This is a genomic window from Devosia ginsengisoli (assembly GCF_007859655.1).
Taxonomy (GTDB): Bacteria; Pseudomonadota; Alphaproteobacteria; order Rhizobiales; family Devosiaceae; genus Devosia; species Devosia ginsengisoli.
This window is the reverse complement of sequence record NZ_CP042304.1, coordinates 2,141,134-2,160,082: the sequence shown is the minus strand read 5'-3', so window position 1 is coordinate 2,160,082 and position 18,949 is coordinate 2,141,134. Positions and strand designations below refer to the sequence as shown.

20 protein-coding genes are annotated in these 18,949 nt (G+C 63.7%); 14 read left to right on the top strand and 6 right to left on the bottom strand.

All coding sequences use genetic code 11. The features are described from left to right. Positions 1 to 56 precede the first annotated feature (56 nt). The 5 genes from FPZ08_RS10570 (at position 57) to FPZ08_RS10550 (ending at position 5,080) form a co-directional block, all read left to right on the top strand. Positions 57 to 1,037: a carbohydrate ABC transporter permease gene (locus FPZ08_RS10570; protein ID WP_146289985.1), complete on the top strand. Its 981-nt coding sequence runs from the start codon at positions 57 to 59 to the stop codon at positions 1,035 to 1,037. After that, complete coding sequence (locus tag FPZ08_RS10565) at positions 1,037 to 1,882, top strand: carbohydrate ABC transporter permease (protein ID WP_146289984.1); 846 nt, start codon at positions 1,037 to 1,039, stop codon at positions 1,880 to 1,882. The genes FPZ08_RS10570 and FPZ08_RS10565 overlap by 1 nt, the downstream gene beginning before the upstream one ends. Before the next feature lie 11 nt (positions 1,883 to 1,893). Beyond that, positions 1,894 to 2,901 carry an ABC transporter ATP-binding protein gene (locus FPZ08_RS10560; protein WP_146289983.1) on the top strand — a complete coding sequence of 336 codons (1,008 nt, stop codon included), beginning with the start codon at positions 1,894 to 1,896 and terminating at the stop codon, positions 2,899 to 2,901. Positions 2,902 to 3,077: 176 nt separating this feature from the next. Continuing rightward, positions 3,078 to 3,860, top strand: a complete 783-nt coding sequence (locus tag FPZ08_RS10555) for a ThuA domain-containing protein (protein ID WP_146289982.1) — start codon at positions 3,078 to 3,080, stop codon at positions 3,858 to 3,860. A 176-nt stretch (positions 3,861 to 4,036) separates the two neighbouring features. After that, on the top strand, positions 4,037 to 5,080 hold the full coding sequence (locus FPZ08_RS10550; RefSeq protein WP_146289981.1) for a Gfo/Idh/MocA family protein: 1,044 nt from the start codon (positions 4,037 to 4,039) through the stop codon (positions 5,078 to 5,080). A gap of 147 nt (positions 5,081 to 5,227) precedes the next feature. Here the strand turns inward: FPZ08_RS10550 and FPZ08_RS10545 are convergent, their stop codons facing one another. Further along, positions 5,228 to 5,704, bottom strand: a complete 477-nt coding sequence (locus tag FPZ08_RS10545; protein WP_146289980.1) for a hypothetical protein — start codon at positions 5,702 to 5,704, stop codon at positions 5,228 to 5,230. A 186-nt stretch (positions 5,705 to 5,890) separates the two neighbouring features. Here FPZ08_RS10545 and FPZ08_RS10540 point away from each other — a divergent pair, with 186 nt between their 5' ends. Further along, entirely contained in the window at positions 5,891 to 6,142 is a 252-nt protein-coding gene (locus tag FPZ08_RS10540; protein ID WP_146289979.1) for a GlsB/YeaQ/YmgE family stress response membrane protein, read from the top strand. A gap of 260 nt (positions 6,143 to 6,402) precedes the next feature. Here the strand turns inward: FPZ08_RS10540 and FPZ08_RS10535 are convergent, their stop codons facing one another. Then, positions 6,403 to 8,010, bottom strand: coding sequence for a bifunctional metallophosphatase/5'-nucleotidase (locus FPZ08_RS10535; protein ID WP_146289978.1), 1,608 nt, complete (start codon positions 8,008 to 8,010; stop codon positions 6,403 to 6,405). A gap of 310 nt (positions 8,011 to 8,320) precedes the next feature. Between FPZ08_RS10535 and FPZ08_RS10530 the strand changes: the two genes are divergently transcribed. The 3 genes from FPZ08_RS10530 to FPZ08_RS10520 are packed head-to-tail and all read left to right on the top strand — an operon-like array spanning position 8,321 to position 10,105. Next, the gene (locus FPZ08_RS10530; RefSeq protein ID WP_186767297.1) at positions 8,321 to 8,782 is read left to right on the top strand and encodes a GtrA family protein; all 462 of its coding nucleotides are present in this window, start codon (positions 8,321 to 8,323) and stop codon (positions 8,780 to 8,782) included. Further along, a complete protein-coding gene (locus FPZ08_RS10525; protein ID WP_146289976.1) occupies positions 8,779 to 9,411 on the top strand; it encodes a class I SAM-dependent methyltransferase in 633 nt (210 codons plus the stop codon). Before FPZ08_RS10530 ends, FPZ08_RS10525 begins: the two co-directional genes overlap by 4 nt. Positions 9,412 to 9,457: 46 nt before the next feature. Continuing rightward, the gene (locus tag FPZ08_RS10520; RefSeq protein WP_146289975.1) at positions 9,458 to 10,105 is read left to right on the top strand and encodes a ThuA domain-containing protein; all 648 of its coding nucleotides are present in this window, start codon (positions 9,458 to 9,460) and stop codon (positions 10,103 to 10,105) included. Positions 10,106 to 10,239: 134 nt separating this feature from the next. Here FPZ08_RS10520 and FPZ08_RS10515 read toward each other — a convergent pair whose 3' ends face one another. Together FPZ08_RS10515 and FPZ08_RS10510 are read right to left on the bottom strand one after the other, a co-directional pair. Beyond that, complete coding sequence (locus FPZ08_RS10515; RefSeq protein ID WP_146289974.1) at positions 10,240 to 10,872, bottom strand: DUF1109 domain-containing protein; 633 nt, start codon at positions 10,870 to 10,872, stop codon at positions 10,240 to 10,242. Next, complete coding sequence (locus FPZ08_RS10510; protein WP_186767315.1) at positions 10,869 to 11,393, bottom strand: sigma-70 family RNA polymerase sigma factor; 525 nt, start codon at positions 11,391 to 11,393, stop codon at positions 10,869 to 10,871. Before FPZ08_RS10510 ends, FPZ08_RS10515 begins: the two co-directional genes overlap by 4 nt. A gap of 194 nt (positions 11,394 to 11,587) precedes the next feature. On the opposite strand from FPZ08_RS10510, the gene FPZ08_RS10505 reads away from it, so the two are divergent. From FPZ08_RS10505 to FPZ08_RS10495, 3 genes are all read left to right on the top strand, one after another. Beyond that, entirely contained in the window at positions 11,588 to 11,962 is a 375-nt protein-coding gene (locus FPZ08_RS10505; RefSeq protein ID WP_146289972.1) for a hypothetical protein, read from the top strand. Between the two features lie 85 nt (positions 11,963 to 12,047). Next, entirely contained in the window at positions 12,048 to 12,896 is an 849-nt protein-coding gene (locus tag FPZ08_RS10500) for a cytochrome b/b6 domain-containing protein (protein ID WP_146289971.1), read from the top strand. Then, entirely contained in the window at positions 12,893 to 13,681 is a 789-nt protein-coding gene (locus tag FPZ08_RS10495; RefSeq protein WP_146289970.1) for a molybdopterin-dependent oxidoreductase, read from the top strand. Before FPZ08_RS10500 ends, FPZ08_RS10495 begins: the two co-directional genes overlap by 4 nt. 141 nt (positions 13,682 to 13,822) lie before the next feature. On the opposite strand, the gene FPZ08_RS10490 is transcribed toward FPZ08_RS10495, so the two are convergent. Continuing rightward, positions 13,823 to 14,764 carry an ABC transporter substrate-binding protein gene (locus tag FPZ08_RS10490; RefSeq protein WP_146289969.1) on the bottom strand — a complete coding sequence of 314 codons (942 nt, stop codon included), beginning with the start codon at positions 14,762 to 14,764 and terminating at the stop codon, positions 13,823 to 13,825. Between the two features lie 489 nt (positions 14,765 to 15,253). Here FPZ08_RS10490 and FPZ08_RS10485 point away from each other — a divergent pair, with 489 nt between their 5' ends. After that, positions 15,254 to 16,765: a DEAD/DEAH box helicase gene (locus tag FPZ08_RS10485; RefSeq protein ID WP_246132853.1), complete on the top strand. Its 1,512-nt coding sequence runs from the start codon at positions 15,254 to 15,256 to the stop codon at positions 16,763 to 16,765. A gap of 92 nt (positions 16,766 to 16,857) precedes the next feature. After that, on the top strand, positions 16,858 to 17,748 hold the full coding sequence (locus tag FPZ08_RS10480) for a 2-dehydropantoate 2-reductase (protein ID WP_146289967.1): 891 nt from the start codon (positions 16,858 to 16,860) through the stop codon (positions 17,746 to 17,748). 177 nt (positions 17,749 to 17,925) lie between these two features. On the opposite strand, the gene FPZ08_RS10475 is transcribed toward FPZ08_RS10480, so the two are convergent. After that, a complete protein-coding gene (locus tag FPZ08_RS10475) occupies positions 17,926 to 18,771 on the bottom strand; it encodes an intradiol ring-cleavage dioxygenase (protein WP_246132852.1) in 846 nt (281 codons plus the stop codon). Positions 18,772 to 18,949 lie beyond the last annotated feature (178 nt).

Genomic DNA, 18,949 nt, shown 5'->3' with positions numbered 1-18,949 from the left:
TTTTCCCGCCGCCCGCTTTGCGCAATGATCGGTCAACAACAGGGGAGGAAGCGAGAATGGCGACAGAGGCGTTGGCGCCACCGGCCACGGGGGCCGGTTCCCGGATCAAGTCAGAACTGACACAGCAGCGCCTGCGGGCGGCACGCTGGTTCCTCGTTCCCATGCTGATCGCGCTGGCGGTGGTGGCCGGATGGCCGTTGCTCCGCTCGATCTGGTTCTCCTTCACCGACGCTTCGCTGAACAACCTCTATGGCGCCGAATGGATCGGCTTCGGCAATTACCTGCGCTGGCAGGTGCTGGAGAGTGGCACGGTGCGCTGGCGCGGCCTGCTGGTCGACGGGGCGTGGTGGAATGCGGTGTGGAACACCGTGCGCTTCGCCTTCACCTCGGTATTCTTCGAAACTATTTTCGGCATGATCGTGGCCCTGGTGCTCAATGCCGAATTCCGCGGGCGCGGCATCGTGCGCGCCGCCATCCTCATTCCGTGGGCCATTCCCACCATCGTGTCGGCCAAGATGTGGGCCTGGATGCTCAATGACCAGTTCGGCATTCTGAACGACCTGGGCATGCGGCTGGGCCTGCTGAGCCAGAAAGTCGCCTGGACGGCGCAGGCCGAGACGGCGATGACCGCCGTGCTGGTGGTCGATATCTGGAAAACCACGCCCTTCATGGCGCTCTTGATCCTGGCCGGCCTGCAGATGATCCCCAAGGATATCTACGAGGCCGCCGATATCGACGGGGTGCATCCCGTCAAGCAATTCTTCCGCATCACGCTCCCCCTCGTCAGGCCCGCCCTCATGGTGGCGATCATCTTCCGCCTGCTCGACGCCCTGCGCATTTTCGACCTGATCTATGTGCTGACGCCCAATAGCGTGGCGACCAAGACCATGTCCGTGCTGGCCCGCGAGAACCTGTTCGACTTCGACAACTTCGCCTATGGGTCGGCGCAATCGACGCTGTTGTTCCTGCTCATCGCCGTGCTGACCATGCTCTATATCTGGCTTGGCAAGGTGCGCTTCGACGGGGGAGACCGCTGATGACCGCCACCTTCGATCTGTGGAAGCTCACCAAATCGGTGCTGTTCTATGCGCTGGTCGTGTTCATCGTCGTGGTGAGCGTATTCCCGTTCTACTACGCGATCCTGACCAGCCTCAAATCGGGCACGGACCTGTTCCGCATCACCTATTGGCCGACCTCGTTCGACCTGGGCAATTATGCCTCGGTCCTGAACCAGGGCAGTTTCCCGCGCAACCTGCTGAACTCGGTCTTCGTGTCGGCAGTGACGGTCATCGGGGCGCTGTTCATTGCGGTGACTGCCTCGTTCGCGCTGTCACGCGTGCGGTTCCGCGGCCGTGGGCTGCTGCTGATGACCATCCTGGCCGTGTCGATGTTCCCGCAGATGGCTGTTCTGGCCGGGCTGTTCGAAGTGATCCGGGCGCTGGGCATCTACAATACGCCCTGGGCGCTGATCTTCTCCTACACCATCTTCACGCTGCCCTTCACTGTGTGGGTGCTGACCACGTTCATGCGTGAGCTGCCGGTGGAAATCGAGGAGGCGGCAATCGTGGACGGGGCCAGTCCCTGGGTCATCATCACTCGCGTCTTCCTGCCGCTGATGTGGCCGGCGCTGGTGACCACGGGCCTGTTGGCCTTCATCGCGGCCTGGAACGAGTTCCTGTTCGCGCTGACCTTCACCTCATCGAACGACACCCGCACCGTGCCGGTGGCCATCGCGCTGCTGTCGGGCGGCAGCCAGTTCGAAATTCCGTGGGGCATCATCATGGCCGCGTCCGTCATCGTGACGGTGCCGCTGGTGGTGCTGGTGCTAATCTTCCAGCGTAAAATCGTCAGCGGCCTGACCGCCGGCGGCGTCAAGGGTTAAGGAGCTAAACAATGGCTAGCATAGAGCTTCGCAACGTCCGCAAGGCCTTTGGCGCGGTGGAAGTCATCAAGGGGGTGGACCTGGAGGTCCGCAAGGGCGAGTTCATGGTGTTTGTCGGCCCGTCGGGTTGCGGCAAATCCACCCTGCTGCGGCTGATCTCGGGGCTGGAGGACATCACCTCGGGCGAGATGCTGTTCGACGGCAAGGTGGTCAATGCCCTGGCGCCGAGCAAGCGCGGCATCGCCATGGTGTTCCAGAGCTATGCGCTCTATCCGCATATGACGGTCTACGAGAACATGGCTTTCGGGCTGACGCTGGAAAAGGGCCAGAGCAAGGAAGAGATCAGGCGGCGCGTGGAAAAGGCCGCCGACATGCTGCAAATCCGGCAGTATCTCGACCGGCTGCCCAAGCAGCTTTCGGGTGGGCAGCGCCAGCGCGTGGCCATCGGCCGGGCCATTACCCGCGACCCGAAAGTCTTCCTGTTCGACGAGCCGCTGTCCAACCTCGACGCCGCCCTGCGCGTGGCGACCCGGATCGAGATTGCCAAGCTGCACGAGGAAATGAACCAGGTCACCATGATCTATGTGACGCATGACCAGGTGGAGGCCATGACGTTGGCCGACCGCATCTGCGTGCTGCGCGACGGGCTGGTGGAGCAGGTGGGCTCGCCCATGGAGCTCTACGAGAACCCCAATTCGGTGTTCGTGGCCGGCTTTATCGGTTCGCCCAAGATGAACTTCATTTCGGGCGACAAGGCCAAGGCTTTCAATGCCGATACGGTGGGCATCCGCGGCGAGCACATCACCATCATGCCCGATAACGGCACCTGGAGCGGCACTGTCATCCATACCGAAAACCTGGGCGCCGATTCCTACGTCTATCTGGAAATGGGCACCGAGGAGCCGGTCGTGGTGCGCCTCGATGGCGCCAATGACTACAAGAGCGGCGATGTGGTGCATATCGCCCCGATGGAAGACAAGATTCACCGCTTCGACGGAGCCGGCAAACCGATCCGCTAGGCGGTCAAGACTGGCGGTGGCCTTATAGCCGCCGCCGACATCATCCACCGTGTCATTCCCGCGCCAGCGGGAACCTCCGTTGTCGCGACTGGGGTTCCCGTGTCTGTGGGTGCGAGACGGAGAGTAACGGAATGGCCGGTGCCTCCCCACCGGGCCGCCAATTTAGGAGACTATCCATGCCGATCCGTACCCTGATCTGGGGCGAGAACGTCCACGAACAGAAGAACAAGATCGTTGCCGACAATTACCCCACCGGCATGCACAACCAGATCGCCAAGCTGCTGAGCAGCGACGGCAATATCGTGACCAAGACCACGACGCTGCAGGAGCCCGAGCATGGCTGCACGGTCGAGGCGCTGGCCGAAACCGACGTGCTGGTATGGTGGGGCCATGCCGCCCATGGCGACGTGCAGGACGAAATCGTCGAGCGCATCGCCAAGCGCGTGTGGGAAGGCATGGGGCTGATCGTGCTCCATTCGGGGCATTTTTCGAAGATTTTCAAGCGGCTGATGGGGTCGCCCTGCGCGCTGCATTGGCGCGAGGCGGGCGAGCGCGAGCGGCTGTGGGTGACCAATCCGGGCCATCCCATCGCCAAGGGCCTGCCGGCCTATTTCGAGCTCGAAATGGAAGAAATGTATGGCGAGCCCTTCAGCGTGCCCGAGCCGCTGGAAACGGTGTTCGTGAGCTGGTTCCAGGGCGGGGAAGTGTTCCGAAGCGGCCTGACCTATCGGCGTGGCGCCGGCAATATCTTCTATTTCCGGCCGGGCCACGAGACGTATCCGACCTATCACGACGACACGGTCGGGCTGGTGCTGCGCAATGCGGTCAACTGGGCCTACAATGCCAACCAGTTCCCGCAATTGCTCGACGCGCCCAATACGCCGGTGGATGAAGCGATCGAGAAGATCGTGGAGCGCGGGCCGAAACTGCATCACGGCCGGGAAGAGGGGTTCCGGTAACGCATGAGGCGGTGCGAAGCCCTTGAGACCTCATGGTGAGCTTGTCGAACCACGAGGTCGGGCCTTCCCGCGTCGGCCACGACCTCGTCCTTCGACAGGCTCAGGATGAGGTCTACTGGTAGATCGAGCCTCATTGTACTTCGCGGCCGCAGCGCGCCGCTTAAGGAATAACGAATATGCGGATCCTCATTCTGGGAACCGGCGGCATGGCCAATCAGCATGCCAAGCATTTTGCCGCGATCGAGGGCGTGACCCTGGCGGGCGGTGTGGACGTCGATCCGGCGCGGGTCGAGGCGTTCTGCACGACGCATAATATCGAGCGGGGCTTCGGCTCGCTGGATGCGGCGCTCGCCTGGGGCGAGTTCGACGCGGTGGCCAATGTGACGCCTGATAGCGTGCACTATCCCACCACCATGGCGGCGCTGGCCGCGGGCAAGCATGTGTTCTGCGAAAAGCCGCTGGCGACCGACCATGCCAAGGCCATGGAAATGACCGAGACGGCCGAGCGGCTGGGCCTGGTCAACATGGTCAACCTGACCTATCGCAATGTGAGCCAGTTGCAGAAGGCGCGCGAAATCGTGCAGTCGGGTGCCGTCGGCAAGGTCAAGCATTTCGAAGCGAGCTACCTGCAGTCCTGGCTGGTTTCCAAGGCCTGGGGCGACTGGCGCACGGAAAGCCAGTGGCTGTGGCGGTTGAGCAAGAAGCACGGCTCCAACGGCGTGCTGGGCGATATCGGGGTGCATATCCTCGATTTTGCCGCCTATGGCGCGGGCAGCGATTTCTCGAAGGTGTTCTGCCGGCTGGAGACGTTCGACAAGGCCGAGAACAACCAGATCGGCGAATATGATCTCGATGCCAATGACAGCTTCGCCATGACGGCGCAGTTGGAGAATGGCGCGCTGGGCGTGATCCATGCCACGCGCTGGGCGACGGGGCATTTCAACGAATTGCGGCTGCGCGTCTATGGCGAACTGGGGTCGGTGGAAATCCAGCACCGGCATGACTGGAGCAAGCTGTTCACCTGCCTGGGCGACGATGCCGAGACGGGCACCTGGACGGAAGTGGCCGTGGATGCCGTGCCGACCAACTACATGCGCTTCGCTGATGCGGTGAAGGCGGGCAAGACGCTGGAGCCGAGCTTCCGCCACGCCACCAACATCCAGAAAGTGCTTGATCTGGCCACGGTGACCGATCGGGACCGGATGGAACATACGGTGTGATTGGACCGGGAGATCGGAGTACCCCCACCTAACCTCCCCCTGATAGGGGGAGGAATCCGTGCGGTGGGTGGGGCAGGATGGTGCCCGATACTCGATCTGTTCCTCCCCCTTTTCAGGGGGAGGTTAGGAGGGGGTATCCGCCCTGTCTCAGGCGCGGTCGTCTACGTAGACCGTGACCGAGCCGTCGGCATTGGTCTTGACGGCGACGACGTCGCTGGGCATGTGGCCTTCGGCTTCGAGCTTGGCCTTGATCGTGGCATTGCCGTCGATGTTGGCCTGCAAAGTGGTCATGCCTTCGGCATTGGCCGAGAGGGCCTCATCGAGCGCCGTACCGCCGGCGGCCGCATCGCCTTCGAGCGAGGACAGCAGCACAATGGTCACCTGGGTCTCTTCGGTGACGCCGGAAAGATCGGCGCTGGCCGAGCCGGCAATCGAGGCGGTGACCGAGTCATAGGTATCGGCCGTGGCCTCGGCGGCGGCATCGACAGCCGCATCGACAGCGGGGGCTTCAACCGAGACACCGGCGCCGGCATCGACGCCGACACCCGCATCCTGCGCCAGAGCGGGCAGGGCGGTCGCGGCCAGAAGGGCGGCAATGGCTGTGGTGGCAAAGGTCTTTTTCATTTTGAAACTCCTTGGTGAGTTGTGCTCCCCACATGAACAGCGACCCAACGGGTGCTGGCGGCGAAGGGTTGCGCGTAATCTGATCACAATCGGAATTTAATCCGTCACGGCTCCGCGAGCGGTGCAGGCTTGCAACCGGATGGGCGGCTTCCGACTTATCCCAATGACCAAACACGGAGCGTCATCATGGGTATCATCTGGGCGATCATCATCGGGTTTCTCGCGGGCGTCATCGCCAAGTGGATCACGCCGGGCGACAAGAAGCCTGCCGGTTTCATTCTCACCACGGTGCTGGGTATTGTCGGCGCGGTGCTGGCCACCTGGCTGGGCCAGGCCATCGGCTGGTATGGGCCGGGCGACGGGGCGGGTTTCATCGCTTCCATCGTGGGCGCGGTGATTATTCTGCTGGCCTGGGGGCAGATTGCGCGGCGGGCTTGAGCTTGGCCTGCGAGGCACGATGATTCCTCACCACCGGCGCTTCCCGCGGACTTGATCCGCGGGTCGCTTTCCACACGGCACAAGCGGCGAGAGACCCCCGGATCAAGTCCGGGGGAGGCGATTGTGGGTGGGGTGGATGGTGCTGGCAGAGAGCGCAGGACCCCTCATCCGCCCTTCGGGCACCTTCTCCCACAAGGGGAGAAGGAAGAAAGAAAAAGGGCGCCCGGTGGGCGCCCTTCGTGTTTTTATCATTGCAGGGATTACTTGATCTCGGTGATGCGGCCGTCAGTGTAGGGGGTGTAGGTGCCGCCCTGCTTGGCGATGTAGTCGGCCACCACTTCTTCCAGCGGCGGGCCGAAATCGTAGGGGTTGTCGCCTTCGGCGAAGGTGCCGTAACCGTCGCCGCCGCCACGCACATAGTTGTTGGTGACGATGGTGTAGGTCGCGGCCTCGTCGATCGGCACCCAGGCATCGCCCTCGCCCTTGACCAGCACGTCGCTGACGCGGCTGCCAGCCGGTTCGGCCAGGTTGAAGCTGTATTTGAGGCCGGCGACCTGAGCGAAGCGGCCGGCGCCGTTTTCAACATCGCTGACGCCGTTTTCGAGCGCTTCGATGACATCGGCACCGCTGATCTGCACGGTGGCCAGGGTGTTGGAGAAGGGCAGTACGGTGATCACGTCACCCTTGGTGATGTCGCCGGCATCGATGGAGGCACGGATGCCGCCGCCATTCTGGAAGGCGATGGTGGCGCCCTGGTCGGCCACGCGATCAAGGATGGCATCGGCGAGCAGGTTGCCCATCGAGCATTCCATGGCGCGGCAGACTTCGCGGGAGCCTTCGATGGCCTCGGTGCTGGTGCCGATCACCACGCCCATGGCCTCTTCGATCGGGCCGGCGAGTTCGGCCAACTGGCCGGCAAAATCCTCGTTGCCGATGACCGAGGCGTCGATCAGGAAGGGTTCGCCTTCGGCCTTGGTGACGACGCCATTGTCATCCCAGGTGATGGCGATATCGCCGAGATATTTGCCATACTGGTTGGCCTGCACGACCGGCACTTCGACACCATCGGGGTTGGTCACCATGGTCGGGTAGGGACCGGCGGCGCCTTCGGCGGTGTTGGAGAGCAAGGTGTGGCTGTGGCCGCCGACGATGACGTCGACCAGGGGCAGGGCCGCGGCCACGTCCATGTCGACCGTGTAGCCGATGTGGCTCAACAGGATGATCTTGTTGACGCCGGCGGCATCGAGCGCTTCGGACGCGCCGCGGACATACTGGATGACATCGGTGAATTCGACATTGTCGCCGGGTGAGGCGATTTCAGGCGTATCCTCGGTGGTGGCGCCGATAATGCCGATCTTTTCGCCGCCCACTTCGATGACGATGGAGCCCTTGATCTTGCCGGCCAGGTTGGGGTCACGCGTGACGTCGAAATTGCCGCCGATGATGGGGAATTCGGCCGCCTCGATGAATTTCATGAATTCTTCGGGGCCGTCATCGAATTCGTGATTGCCGGTAGCGACCACGTCGAAGCCCATCTGGTTGAAGAAGTCGGACACGACCTTGGATTTGTAGGTGGTGTAGTAGAGCGAGCCCTGGAAATTGTCGCCGGCCGAGAGCAGCAGCGAGTTGCCGTCGGCATGTTTGGCGCGGGTGTCGTCGATGATGGTCTTGAGGCGGGCAATGCCGCCGAAGCATTCGCCGGCCGCGTCGGTCTCGGCATCGCAGTTGGAATCGGTGCCGGTAATGGGATCGAAGCGGGAGTGGAAGTCGTTGATATGCAGGATGTTGAGCGTGAAATCTGCGTAGGCGGGGCCGGCAAATCCGGCGCAGAGGGTGAGCGCGGAGGCGCTGAGAAGTAATCTTTTCATCCCTGTATCCTTTTGATTTTGCTTGACTTCAGACCAGTTCCCGCAGCCGTCGGATGGTCCTCATCCCGTATGTCCGGTCAGCCACGGCGAATGATGAGTTAACCAGTCTTTTGTGACAGTGAAAAGTGGACCTTTTGGTCAATTTTCGACCGTCATGCTGTGTTCATGCTCGGCATGCGCCTATGGCGGTTCAACTTCCGTCAACCATGGCGCAAAACAGTTCGGCGCCCTGGCCCGGATAAACAAGCGGGAAAGGCGGTGGGGCTATGGTTGGGGCCATACCAGCCGCCGCGAGAGGATCGAAACGGCCATGAGTGCAGCCTTGCAGAGCCTGATGCGTGACGTGCCGCCGATGCGGCCGGAAGCGCCGCTGTTCGGCGGGCTGGTTGCCTTCATCGCCATTGGCGGCGTGGGCGCAGCGACTTTCGTGGTGCTGACGACCGCCCTGATCTGGCTCGATACGGGTTTTGCCGACTGGATGGTCAACACGGCCTGCTATGCCGGGCTGATCGTGCCGATCTACCTGCTGCATCGGCGCTATTCGTTTGCGTCCGATGCGCCGCATAGATGGGCGCTGCCGCGCTATATGGCGGTGCAGGGCATGGCGCTGCTGCTGGCGGCGCTGTTTTCCTTCGTGGTGCATGGCGTCCTGGCCATGCCCACGCTGCCGGCTTCGATCCTGGTGATCGCGCTGACCTCGGGGGTCAATTTCATGGTGCTGCGCAGTTGGGCCTTTGCCCGCGCGCATTGGGGCGTCGCCGTTCCGGCATGATCGCGCATTCGGCCAAGGGGCTGCTCAACAGGGTGCATGACAAGGCGGTGTTCGGGCGGCGCGTGAAAGTGCTGTCGGGAGCGCTGGCAGCGGCCATTCCCGAGGGCGGCACTGTGCTCGATCTTGGTTGCGGCGACGGGCAGGTGGCGGTGGGCCTGGTGGCGCTGCGGCCCGACCTCAGGGTGGAAGGCGTCGACGTGCTGCGCCGGAAGGTGACGCATATCCCGGTGACGCTGTATGACGGCGTAACGCTGCCTTTCGGCGATGACAGTTTCGACTATGTCACCATTGTCGATGTACTGCACCATACCGACGATCCGGCGGCCGTATTGGCCGAGGCCGGGCGCGTGGCGCGGCGTGGCGTTGTCATCAAGGACCATCTGCGCGAGGGCCTGCTGGCCGGCCCGACGCTGCGGCTGATGGACTGGGTGGGCAATCGCGGGCACGATGTGCGGCTGCCCTATAATTATCTCGATGGCGGCCAGTGGACCGAGGCCTTTGCGCGCTCCGGGCTGGTGCGGGAGAGCTGGACCGACAGGGTCGGGCTCTATGGCGCGCCGCTCGACTGGTGGTTCGGGCGGCGGCTGCACTTCGTGGCGCTGCTGCGGCCGATGGGGTTTCAATACTGAACCAGTCGGGTATTCTCCGCGCCAATCGATTTGCGGAGTCTGCGGCATGAAAAGTGCATTGATCGTCTATGGCGGCTGGTCCGGGCATGACCCGGAGGAATGCGCCGCCATCTATCGTCGTTGGCTGCACGAGGACGGATTTTCGGTGCGCACGGCGACCGAGACCAAGGCCTTTGCCGATCCGGCCATCCACGACCTGAGCCTCATCATCCCCATCTTCACCATGAGCAAGATCGAGAAGGATGAGGTGGAGAACCTGACCAAGGCGGTCGAGGGCGGGGTGGGGCTGGCCGGACATCACGGCGGCATGAGCGACGCCTTCCGCGACGCGGTGGACTATCAGTTCATGGTGGGCGGGCAGTGGGTGGCCCATCCGGGCGGGATTATCGACTATACGGTGGACGTGGCCGATCCGCTCGACCCTGTGATGGCGGGGATCAAGTCCTTCGCCTATACGTCCGAGCAATATTACATGCATGTCGACCCCTCCAACCATGTGCTGGCGACGACGACATTCAGCGGCGAGCATGCGCCCTGGATCAAGGGCGTGAAAATGCCGGTGGCGTGGAAGCGGATGCATGGCAAGGGCAAGGTGTTCCACTCGACGCTGGGGCATCAGGCCAAGGAATTCGACGTGCTGGAAATGGCGACGATCATGCGGCGCGGGATGAACTGGGCGGCGCGGGAAGAGTAGGGCGGCGAAGACGAGTCTTCGCGGATACCCCCTCCTAGCCTCCCCCTGATAGGGGGAGGAATCCGGCCGGTGATTGGGCAATATCGTGCTGCAAGCTCGATCTGCTCAGGGGGAGGTTGGGAGGGGGTATCCCCTTACCAGCGCAGCAAAAACCGCCCCAGCACCGCGCCCAATCCACCCACGATGACCATCGCCAGCGTGTACCAGAGCGCCAGGAACATCATGCCGGTTTCGTCGCAGGCGAAGGCGTAGATCCAGGCGCCGGTGCCGCCGGCCATGATGCCAGCGGCGAAGCCGGCCAGAGTCGGGTTGGCGGGGGCCATGCGGCGGAGGGCGAGGATTGCGGCGAGCAGGACCGGCAAGGCAAAAACCGGGATATAGGTCAGCGCGCGCAGGATGGACGAGCCCATGATGAGCGGCATCATGTCGTCGGCGCGGGCAAGCTGGACTACGGCGAAGACCAGCAGCAGGTCGAGCAGGCCGAAGCCCAGCAGCCAGGGCCAGCGTGTGTGGCCGTCGGGGCGGGCCAGCACTAATGTGGCGGCGAGGCCGAGCAGGGCGAAGGCCAAAGTGTAGCCGAACTTGGTCCAATAGGTCATGGTCGTGGTGGCCACGTCCATGTCGGGCCGCATGCCGAGCAAAGCCAGCATGGCAATGGCGGCGACGACGCCGCTAAGCAGCAGGGCACCGAACAGCAGGCGCTGCATGGCCATGCGGCGCACCGGCTTGAGATCGGCGGAAAGGCGGGCGATCAGGTCATCGGTCATTTCGAGCCTCCCGCAAAGCGCGCGGCCAGCGACTTGAGCCCGCGATGGATGGAGACCTTGGCGGCAGTTTCGGAAATGCCATGGGCGGCGGCGGCTTCGGCCACCGAGGCGCCCTGGATTTTCGTGCGGCGGATCAGGTCGCCGGTGCGGGCGGGAATGGTGTCGAGCACGACATCGAGATCGCGCCGTGCCAGGGCATCGGCATTGTCGTCATGGGCGAAAATGGGGGCGTCGTCCTCGAGCGGCACGGTCAGGCGGATGGACTGGCGGCGGACGTGATCGACGAATTTGTGATGCGCCACGGCATGCAGCCAGGCGGTGAAGGGGCGGTTGCGATCATAGGTCATGCGGCGGCTATGAATGGCCAGCAGGGTCTCCTGCACGAGATCCTCCGCGTGCGAGGCAAAGGCGGGGGTGAGCCGCCGGGTGAAATAAGCGCGCAGGTGACGGCCGAGTTCCGACAGCAGCGTGCGATAGGCGGCCGCATCGCCGTCGAGCGAGGCGAGCATCAGTTCCCGCAATCGCGTCTCGGTCGGATCAGTCTGCATTGCCAGTCCATTCGCTCGGCATGGCGGCATGGTTACATGGGCCGGGCGGGGGAGGGAATGGGCAAGTGGGCATCACGTCGGCGTGAGGACGTAACCGGCAGGCGGGGCATGGCGAATGGCCCGGCATGAACCGCGCCGGGGGCGTGGTCGATTTCGGGAGATAAATCATGACCTTTGCCCTGCGCGGCCTGTCGCTGGCCGCTATTGCCGCCATTGCTTTCACCGTCGCTCCGGCTGCTTTCGCGCAGGACGCGATGTCCACTGATGCGATGTCCACTGATGCGATGGCGACGGACGCCATGGCGCCGGCGGCGGCGACGCCACTGACTGACGACGAGTTCAAGCTGTGCATGGAGCAGGCTGGCGGCATCACCTTTCCGGCGGCGCAGCTTGCCGCCGCCACCGCCTGCCATGGGCTGCACCAGGGCGCGGATGTGATGGGCGCCATCGAGTCGCTGGGCCTGGGTGAGATGAGCAGCCCTGCGGATGCCATGGCCATTGACGCGATGTCCACCGACGCAATGGCGCCCGCAACGAAATAATTATCCGTGCTATGCATCATTTGTCCCGCGCGGCACCGTTACTGCTCGCGCGGGGCAGATGGCCTCGATGCCTCCGGGGGAGAAGATGAGCGACGCCACTGAATTGCCTGATAGCAAAGGTCCGCTGATCTATCGCCAGTCGATCTGGACGCGGGTGACCCATTGGGTGTGGGCGATCTGCCTATTTTTCCTGCTGCTGACTGGGCTGCAGATCTTCAATGCGCATCCGGCGCTCTATATCGGCAATGAATCGGGCTTCGAATATGAGAATGCCATTCTCGAAATCGGGGCGGTCAATAGTGCGGAGGGACCGCGGGGGCGGACGATCCTGTTCGGCAATACGTTCGATACGACGGGGGTGCTGGGCATGAGCGGGGATGCGGCGCGTCCGACATTCACGGCGTTTCCGGGAGCAGTGACCATTCCCTCCTATCGCGACCTGGGCACCGGGCGCGTGGTGCATTTCTTTTTCGGCTGGATCTTCGTCGCGACGATGCTGATCTGGTTCGTCGCCAGCTTCATCAACGGTCATATCAGGCGGGACATCGTGCCCAAGCCGGCCGACATAGCGGGCGTGCCGCGGGATGTGGCCGCGCATGCGACGCTGCGCTTCCGCCACGGCCGCAGCTATGGGCCGCTGCAGAAGCTGAGCTATTTCACGGTGTTCTTCATCCTGTTCCCGCTGATCGTCGCCACGGGGCTGACGATGAGCCCGGGCATGGATACGGCCTGGCCGTGGTTGCTGGATATTTTCGGCGGGCGGCAGACGGCGCGGACCATCCACTTCACGGTCATGCTGCTGCTGGTGGCGTTTTTCATCATCCACATCATCATGGTCTTCGCGGCCGGACCGATCAATGAACTGCGCTCGATGGTGACTGGCTGGTATCGCGCCAGCCCCGGTACGCCGGGCGCTGAAGGAGACAGGCCATGAGCAGGCTGATCACACGCCGCAATTTCCTGCGCAGCTCGGCCGTGGCGGGGTCGGGGCTGGTGCTGGCCGGTTGCGACCAGTTCAATTTCCTCGGCGACAAGAGCAACCCGGTGCGCCATGTCATGGAGCAGGCCAATGTGCTGACCTATCGGGCGCAGCGCGCGCTGATCGGCGACCAGGCACTGGCGCGGGAATATTCGGCCAGCGAAATCCGCCAGGGCATGAAGCCCAACGGTTCGGTGGAGCCGAGTACGCCCGAATACATGTTCCTCCGGATGCAGAATTTCGAGCCGTACCGGCTGACGGTGAAGGGCATGGTGGAGCGTGAGGTGAGCTTTTCGCTGGCGGAGCTGCGCAACATGCCCTCTCGCAGCCAGATCACGCGGCACGACTGCGTCGAGGGCTGGAGCTGCATCGCCAAATGGACGGGCACGCCGCTCGGACCCATTCTCGACATGGCGGGGGTGAAGCCGCAAGCGCGGTTCTGCGTCTATCACTGCTACGACAATATCCAGCGCACGCTGACCGGGGACATTCTCTATTACGAGAGTTCGGACCTGGTGGATGCGTATCATCCGCAGACGATTTTGAGCTATGGGCTCAACGATGCGGTGCTGCCGGTCAGCAATGGCGCGCCGATACGGCTGCGGATCGAGCGGGCGCTGGGCTACAAGCAGCCGAAATACCTGCACACGATCGAGCTAGTGGATGACCTCAGCCCGTTCGGGCAGGGCAAAGGCGGCTATTGGCCGGATAATGGATATGACTGGTATGGGGGGATTTAGTCCCTAACATGCGGGTCGGAGCGACCTGTCAGTAGACCTCATGGTGAGCCCGTCGAACCACGAGGGCGTGGCACCGAGGCCTCCACTCGCTCGACCTCGTGGTTCGACAAGCTCACCATGAGGTCTTGGGGAGCAGGCGCGTCAGTCCACCAATCCCGCATCGCTCCGCTCGATCAGGTCCGTCAGCTCATCCAACTGCTCCGCATAGACGCGATAGCTCCTGATCCAGCCGGCGGGCCAGTCGCCCACCTGGCCGGCGGCGACGGCGGGGAGGCGTTCGGCCAAGGGCTGGGCGGCGAGGGTTTCGGCGGTGCGGGAACCCCAGCGATCATCGAGCAGGATGATGTCGGCGGGGTAGAGATTGGCGTTTTCCCAGCTCAGGGTCTGGTAGCTGCTGTCGGGGTCGGTGGTGGGCACGACAAGGTCGAGGCCCCAGGCGGCGAAATCGGAGAGTTCGGCGAATTCTGATGGCGCGGCGACAGAAAGGCCGCCGGAGCCGGGTGATGCGGCCATGACGGTCAGACCTGGATGCGCCGCGACGGTGGATTTGAAGCGGGCCAGCGCGGCGTCGAAGGCCGCCCTGTCGGCCAGTACGGCTGGCGCGTCGGGATCGGCGCCGAGGCTTGTGGCCAGGGCGGCGAAATCATCGAGCATGGTCAGGATGGACTTGCCCTGCGCCGGACCGACAATGGGTGCGATGGATTCGATCTGGCCGGTGATGGCGACATCGCCCACGGCGCCGCCGTAAAAGCCCTCGCGCGGCCAGTATTCGGTGATGATCAGGTCGGGGTCGAGCGCCAGCACGGCTTCGGCATCGAGCTCATACCAGCCGCGGCCGACGATTGCGACGCCGGTGAGATCTAGGTCTTCCATGGCGCGGTCGACCGAGGGTGGGCCATCGAGGAAGACGCCAATGGGCTTGATGCCGAGCGGGATGAGGGCGGCCGCAGCATTGATATGGGCGATGATGCGGTTGGGCGGCTCGGGCAGGGTGACGGTCTTGCCGGCGCCGTCGGTATAGGTCCATTCGGCGGCGAGGGCGGGGGAGACGAGGAGAATGAGGGCGAGGAGGGTGCGAAACATGAGAGGGGTTCTAGCACGGGCATGCGTGAAGTACCCCCTCCTAACCTCCCCTGATAGGGGGAGGAATCCGGCTGGTGGGTGAGGCAAGATCGTGCCAAGTACCTCGATCTGTTCCTCCCCCTATCAGGGGGAGGTTAGGAGGGGGTATCCGCTTTGCAACCCCACCATGCGTGGCGGATTCCCGAATTTCCTTGCTATTTCGGCGGCTCTCCCCCATATCAGCGCCATCGTCGCAGCCGGCAGTGTCCGGCACCTAGATTATTGTGACGGACTTCTCTTCTTATCCCATGCGGTGAGCGGCGAAGTCAGCCCGGAAACCAGATTGGCATTGCCAGTTCCGTCCGGGTTCGAGCCAGCACCCGCGCGATAGCCCAATCTTATCGCCCGATTGCACCTGTTGACCCGCCGACGCCCATGCGTTCGGCGACAAGCGCGCTGCATTGTCCTGCGCGCCTGCAAGCGCCGTATCGGCGCAGAAAGACGTGTCTTTTGAACGACTTCATTTCTCTCGGCCTGCCGACCATTCTCACCGACAGCCTGACTGCCGGCGGCTTCACCGAGCCTACCAAAATCCAGACCCAGGCCATTCCCAAGCTCCTCGAGGGCAAGGACATGATGGGCATTGCCCAGACCGGCTCGGGCAAGACCGCTGCTTTCGGCCTGCCGATCCTGGCGGGGCTGCTGACCCTCAATGGTCGCCCGCGGCCGCTGACCACCCGCGCGCTCATCCTGGCGCCGACGCGCGAACTGGCCGTGCAGATCGACGAAGCCATCCGCAAGTTCGCCGGCTCCAAGATGAAGCTCGATACCGTGCTGCTGCTGGGCGGCGTGTCGCGCTACCATCAGGTCAAGCGCCTGGAGCGCGGCGTCGATATTACCGTCGCCACCCCTGGTCGCCTCAAGGACCTGATGGATGACGGCAAGATCCGGCTCAACGAGACGCGCTGGTTCGTGCTGGATGAAGCCGACCGCATGCTCGACATGGGCTTCATCGCCCCGGTGCGCGCGGTGGCCAAGGCCATCGGCATCAAACGCCACACCATGATGTTCTCGGCCACGATGGCGCCTGAAGTGGCGGATCTGGCAAAAAGCCTGCTGCAGGATCCGGTGCGCGTCGATGCGTCGGTGGCCGGTTCCACCGTGGTCAAGATCGACCAGCGCGTGATCCTCTCCGGTGCCAAGGCCAAGCGTGGCGTGCTCAACGAGCTGCTGGCCAGCCAAGAAGAGAATATGGAACGCGTGATCATCTTCTCGCGCACCAAGCATGGCGCCGATCGCGTCGCCAAGAATCTCGAGATCGACGGGCACAAGGCTGCGGCCATTCATGGCAACAAGAGCCAGAATGCCCGCCAAGCGGCGCTCAAGGGCTTTGCCTCAGGCGATGTGCGCATTCTGGTTGCCACCGATATCGCGGCGCGCGGCATCGACGTGCCCGGTATCACCCATGTGGTGAATTACGAGCTGCCCGACGATCCGGAGAATTATGTGCACCGCATCGGCCGCACTGGCCGAAACGGCGCTTCGGGCACGGCGATCACGCTGTGCGACGGCACCGAGCGCGGCAAGCTGCGCGACGTGGAACGGCTGATCCGCCGGACGCTGCCCTATACCGGCGATCTACATACCGGCAACGACACCGGTGTCGTCGAAGCGCCGCGCTCGGCCTACAAGAAGCCCAATGGTGGCCGGCCGGGTCCGCGTTCGGCCAAGAATCCGCGCCAGCCGCAGGCTGATCGTCGTTCGCCGGCCGAGCGTCGTCCGTTTGCCGATTTCGCCAAGGAACTGGGCGGCAAGAGCCAGCCGCAGCCGCATCACCAGCCGTCCGAGGCGCCGCGGGCGCGCAATGACGGGCAGGTGAACCGCGTGCGCCGCGACAGCGAGACCGGCAAGCCGGTGGCCAAGCGCGTGGATGGCAAGCCGGCCGCCGCGGCTAATAACAAGCAGCGCTGGGGCAAGGCCCGCAAGGATGCCTCCAAAACCCGGCGCAGCGCGAACGCGTAGGGCTTTCTCCTCCACGCGAAAATGCGCCGAGGGAATCAGATAGAAAAAAGGGCGGTCCTGGTGGCCGCCCTTTTTGTTTTGGAGTTTTCAGCATGACGACAATTGCGGTCATCGGACCCGGCGCGATCGGGGGCACGGTTGCGGCGTGGCTGGCGCAGAAGCCGGATTTTTCGCTCGTACTCTGTGCGCGCACGCCGCTGGATGACCTGCGGGTCGAGACGCCCGAGGGGGTGATCACGGCGCAACCGGAGGTGCTGACCGATCCCGCCAAGGCGCGGGTGGTCGATTGGGTGCTGGTGGCGACCAAGACCTATGACGTGGAATCCACCCGGCCATGGCTCGAGCGACTGGTGGGCGCCGATACGCGCGTCGCCATCATTCAGAACGGGGTGGAGCATGTGCAATTGTTCGCCCATCTGGTGCCCGAAGAGCGGCTTGTGCCGGTCATGATCAACCTGCCGGCGGTGCGCAGCGCGCCGGGGCGGATCGAGCAGCGTGGCCACGGCATTATCGCCGTGCCGGCGGGGCGCAATGGCGATGAGCTGGTGGCCTTGTTCGGTCATACGGAAATCGAGGCGGCGGCGCATGCCGATTTCCTGTCGCAGGCCTGGATCAAGCTGACCAGCAATTGTGGGGCCATCGTGCCGGCGCTGACGCTGCGGGCACCGGGGCCGGTGTGGAGCGCGGACATGGAAGCCATTGTGCGCGGGCTGGCAGAGGAATGCGCCGCGGTGGGCCGCGCCGAAGGGGCGGAGATTCCGCAAAGCGTGGTGGAGGCGACCGTCGCCAATGCGCGCAATTCGCGGGAAGGCTCGATTGCCGGCTCCATCCATGCCGACCGGCTGGCGGGGCATCAGATGGAAGTGGACGCGCGCAACGGGGTAATCGTGCGGCTGGGCGAGACGCACGGGATTGCGACGCCGATGAACCGCGTGCTGGTGACGCTGCTGGCGGGGGCCGGGAGCCCGTGGGTTTCCAGGTAACCCACCGTGCCCCCCTTCTCCCCTTGTGGGAGAAGGTGCCCGAAGGGCGGATGAGGGGGCGCTGAGCTATCTACAAGCATTGAAGCATGGACACGCGCAGCCCCCTCACCCGGTTTTCCGCTGAACGCGGAAAACCACCCTCTCCCGCAAGGGGAGAGGGGTAGCCGGTGGAAGAGCTTAAAGCCCCTTGACCGGTGGAGTCATCGTGGTGCGATCGGCTGAGCCGGTGGGGCCGCCTTCGGGTGGCGTGCCGCCTTGAGGCGGCTCGGGGCGGTCGCCGCCAGGGGCGCCCATGGAGAAGCCGACGGCCGATTGCGCGGCCGGATCGACGCCGACGATCATGGCGACGAGATATTCCTCGTCCAGTTCCTTGATGAAGGCGAAGGCGGCGCGGGTCGATTGCTGCGCGATGCCGTCATTGGCGTTGAGCGTGTCGCGCTGGCTGGCGCGGTCATTGTAGGGCGCGACGTTGAGATAGATGTATTCGCTCAAGGCATCGGGGAAGAAGATCTGGCCGGTGAGGATATTGGTCTCGTCGAGGAAGACCTTGAAATGCACATGGGTGGTGCGGCCACGATACCAGCTCGGATAGACGCTTTCGAATTCGACAATGCCGTTGTCGTCGGCAAACTGGGTGCCGCGCATGAAGGTTTCGCCACTCGTATCGACCGAGCCGTCATCGCCCTGATTGGCATAGCCGGAATAGACGCCGGTCGCGTCGCAATGCCAGATATCGACGCGGGCACCCGGCATGGCCACGCAGGCGGCATCGACCACCTGCAGGCGGACGCGCATGGGAATGCCGGGGCGGCCTTCGGTGATATCGGTTCGTTCCATGGCGGGGTCGAAGTAATAGGGGCCTTCGGTGACTTCAGGGATGATGGCGCAGACATCGGCGCCCTGCAGCAGAGCTGATGTCTGGCTGGCGCTGACGCCGGCTTCCTGGGCAAAGGCCCGCTGGCTCATCAGCAAGCCGCCCGAAGCGGTGACGGCGACGGCCTTGAAGGCGGTGCGGCGGTTCATTTTCATCTCGTATCCCCTTTCGGATGGCCGGATCGGACAGGTCCGCTCAACACCGGCGGCGTGATCGGGTGATAACGCACGAGAGTGGGAAATGGGCGTTACAAGGGGGAGAGGTGGATGACGGTTTGGTAAGGGGTGGTTCCCCTTCTCCCCTTGAGGGAGAAGGTGCCCCGAAGGG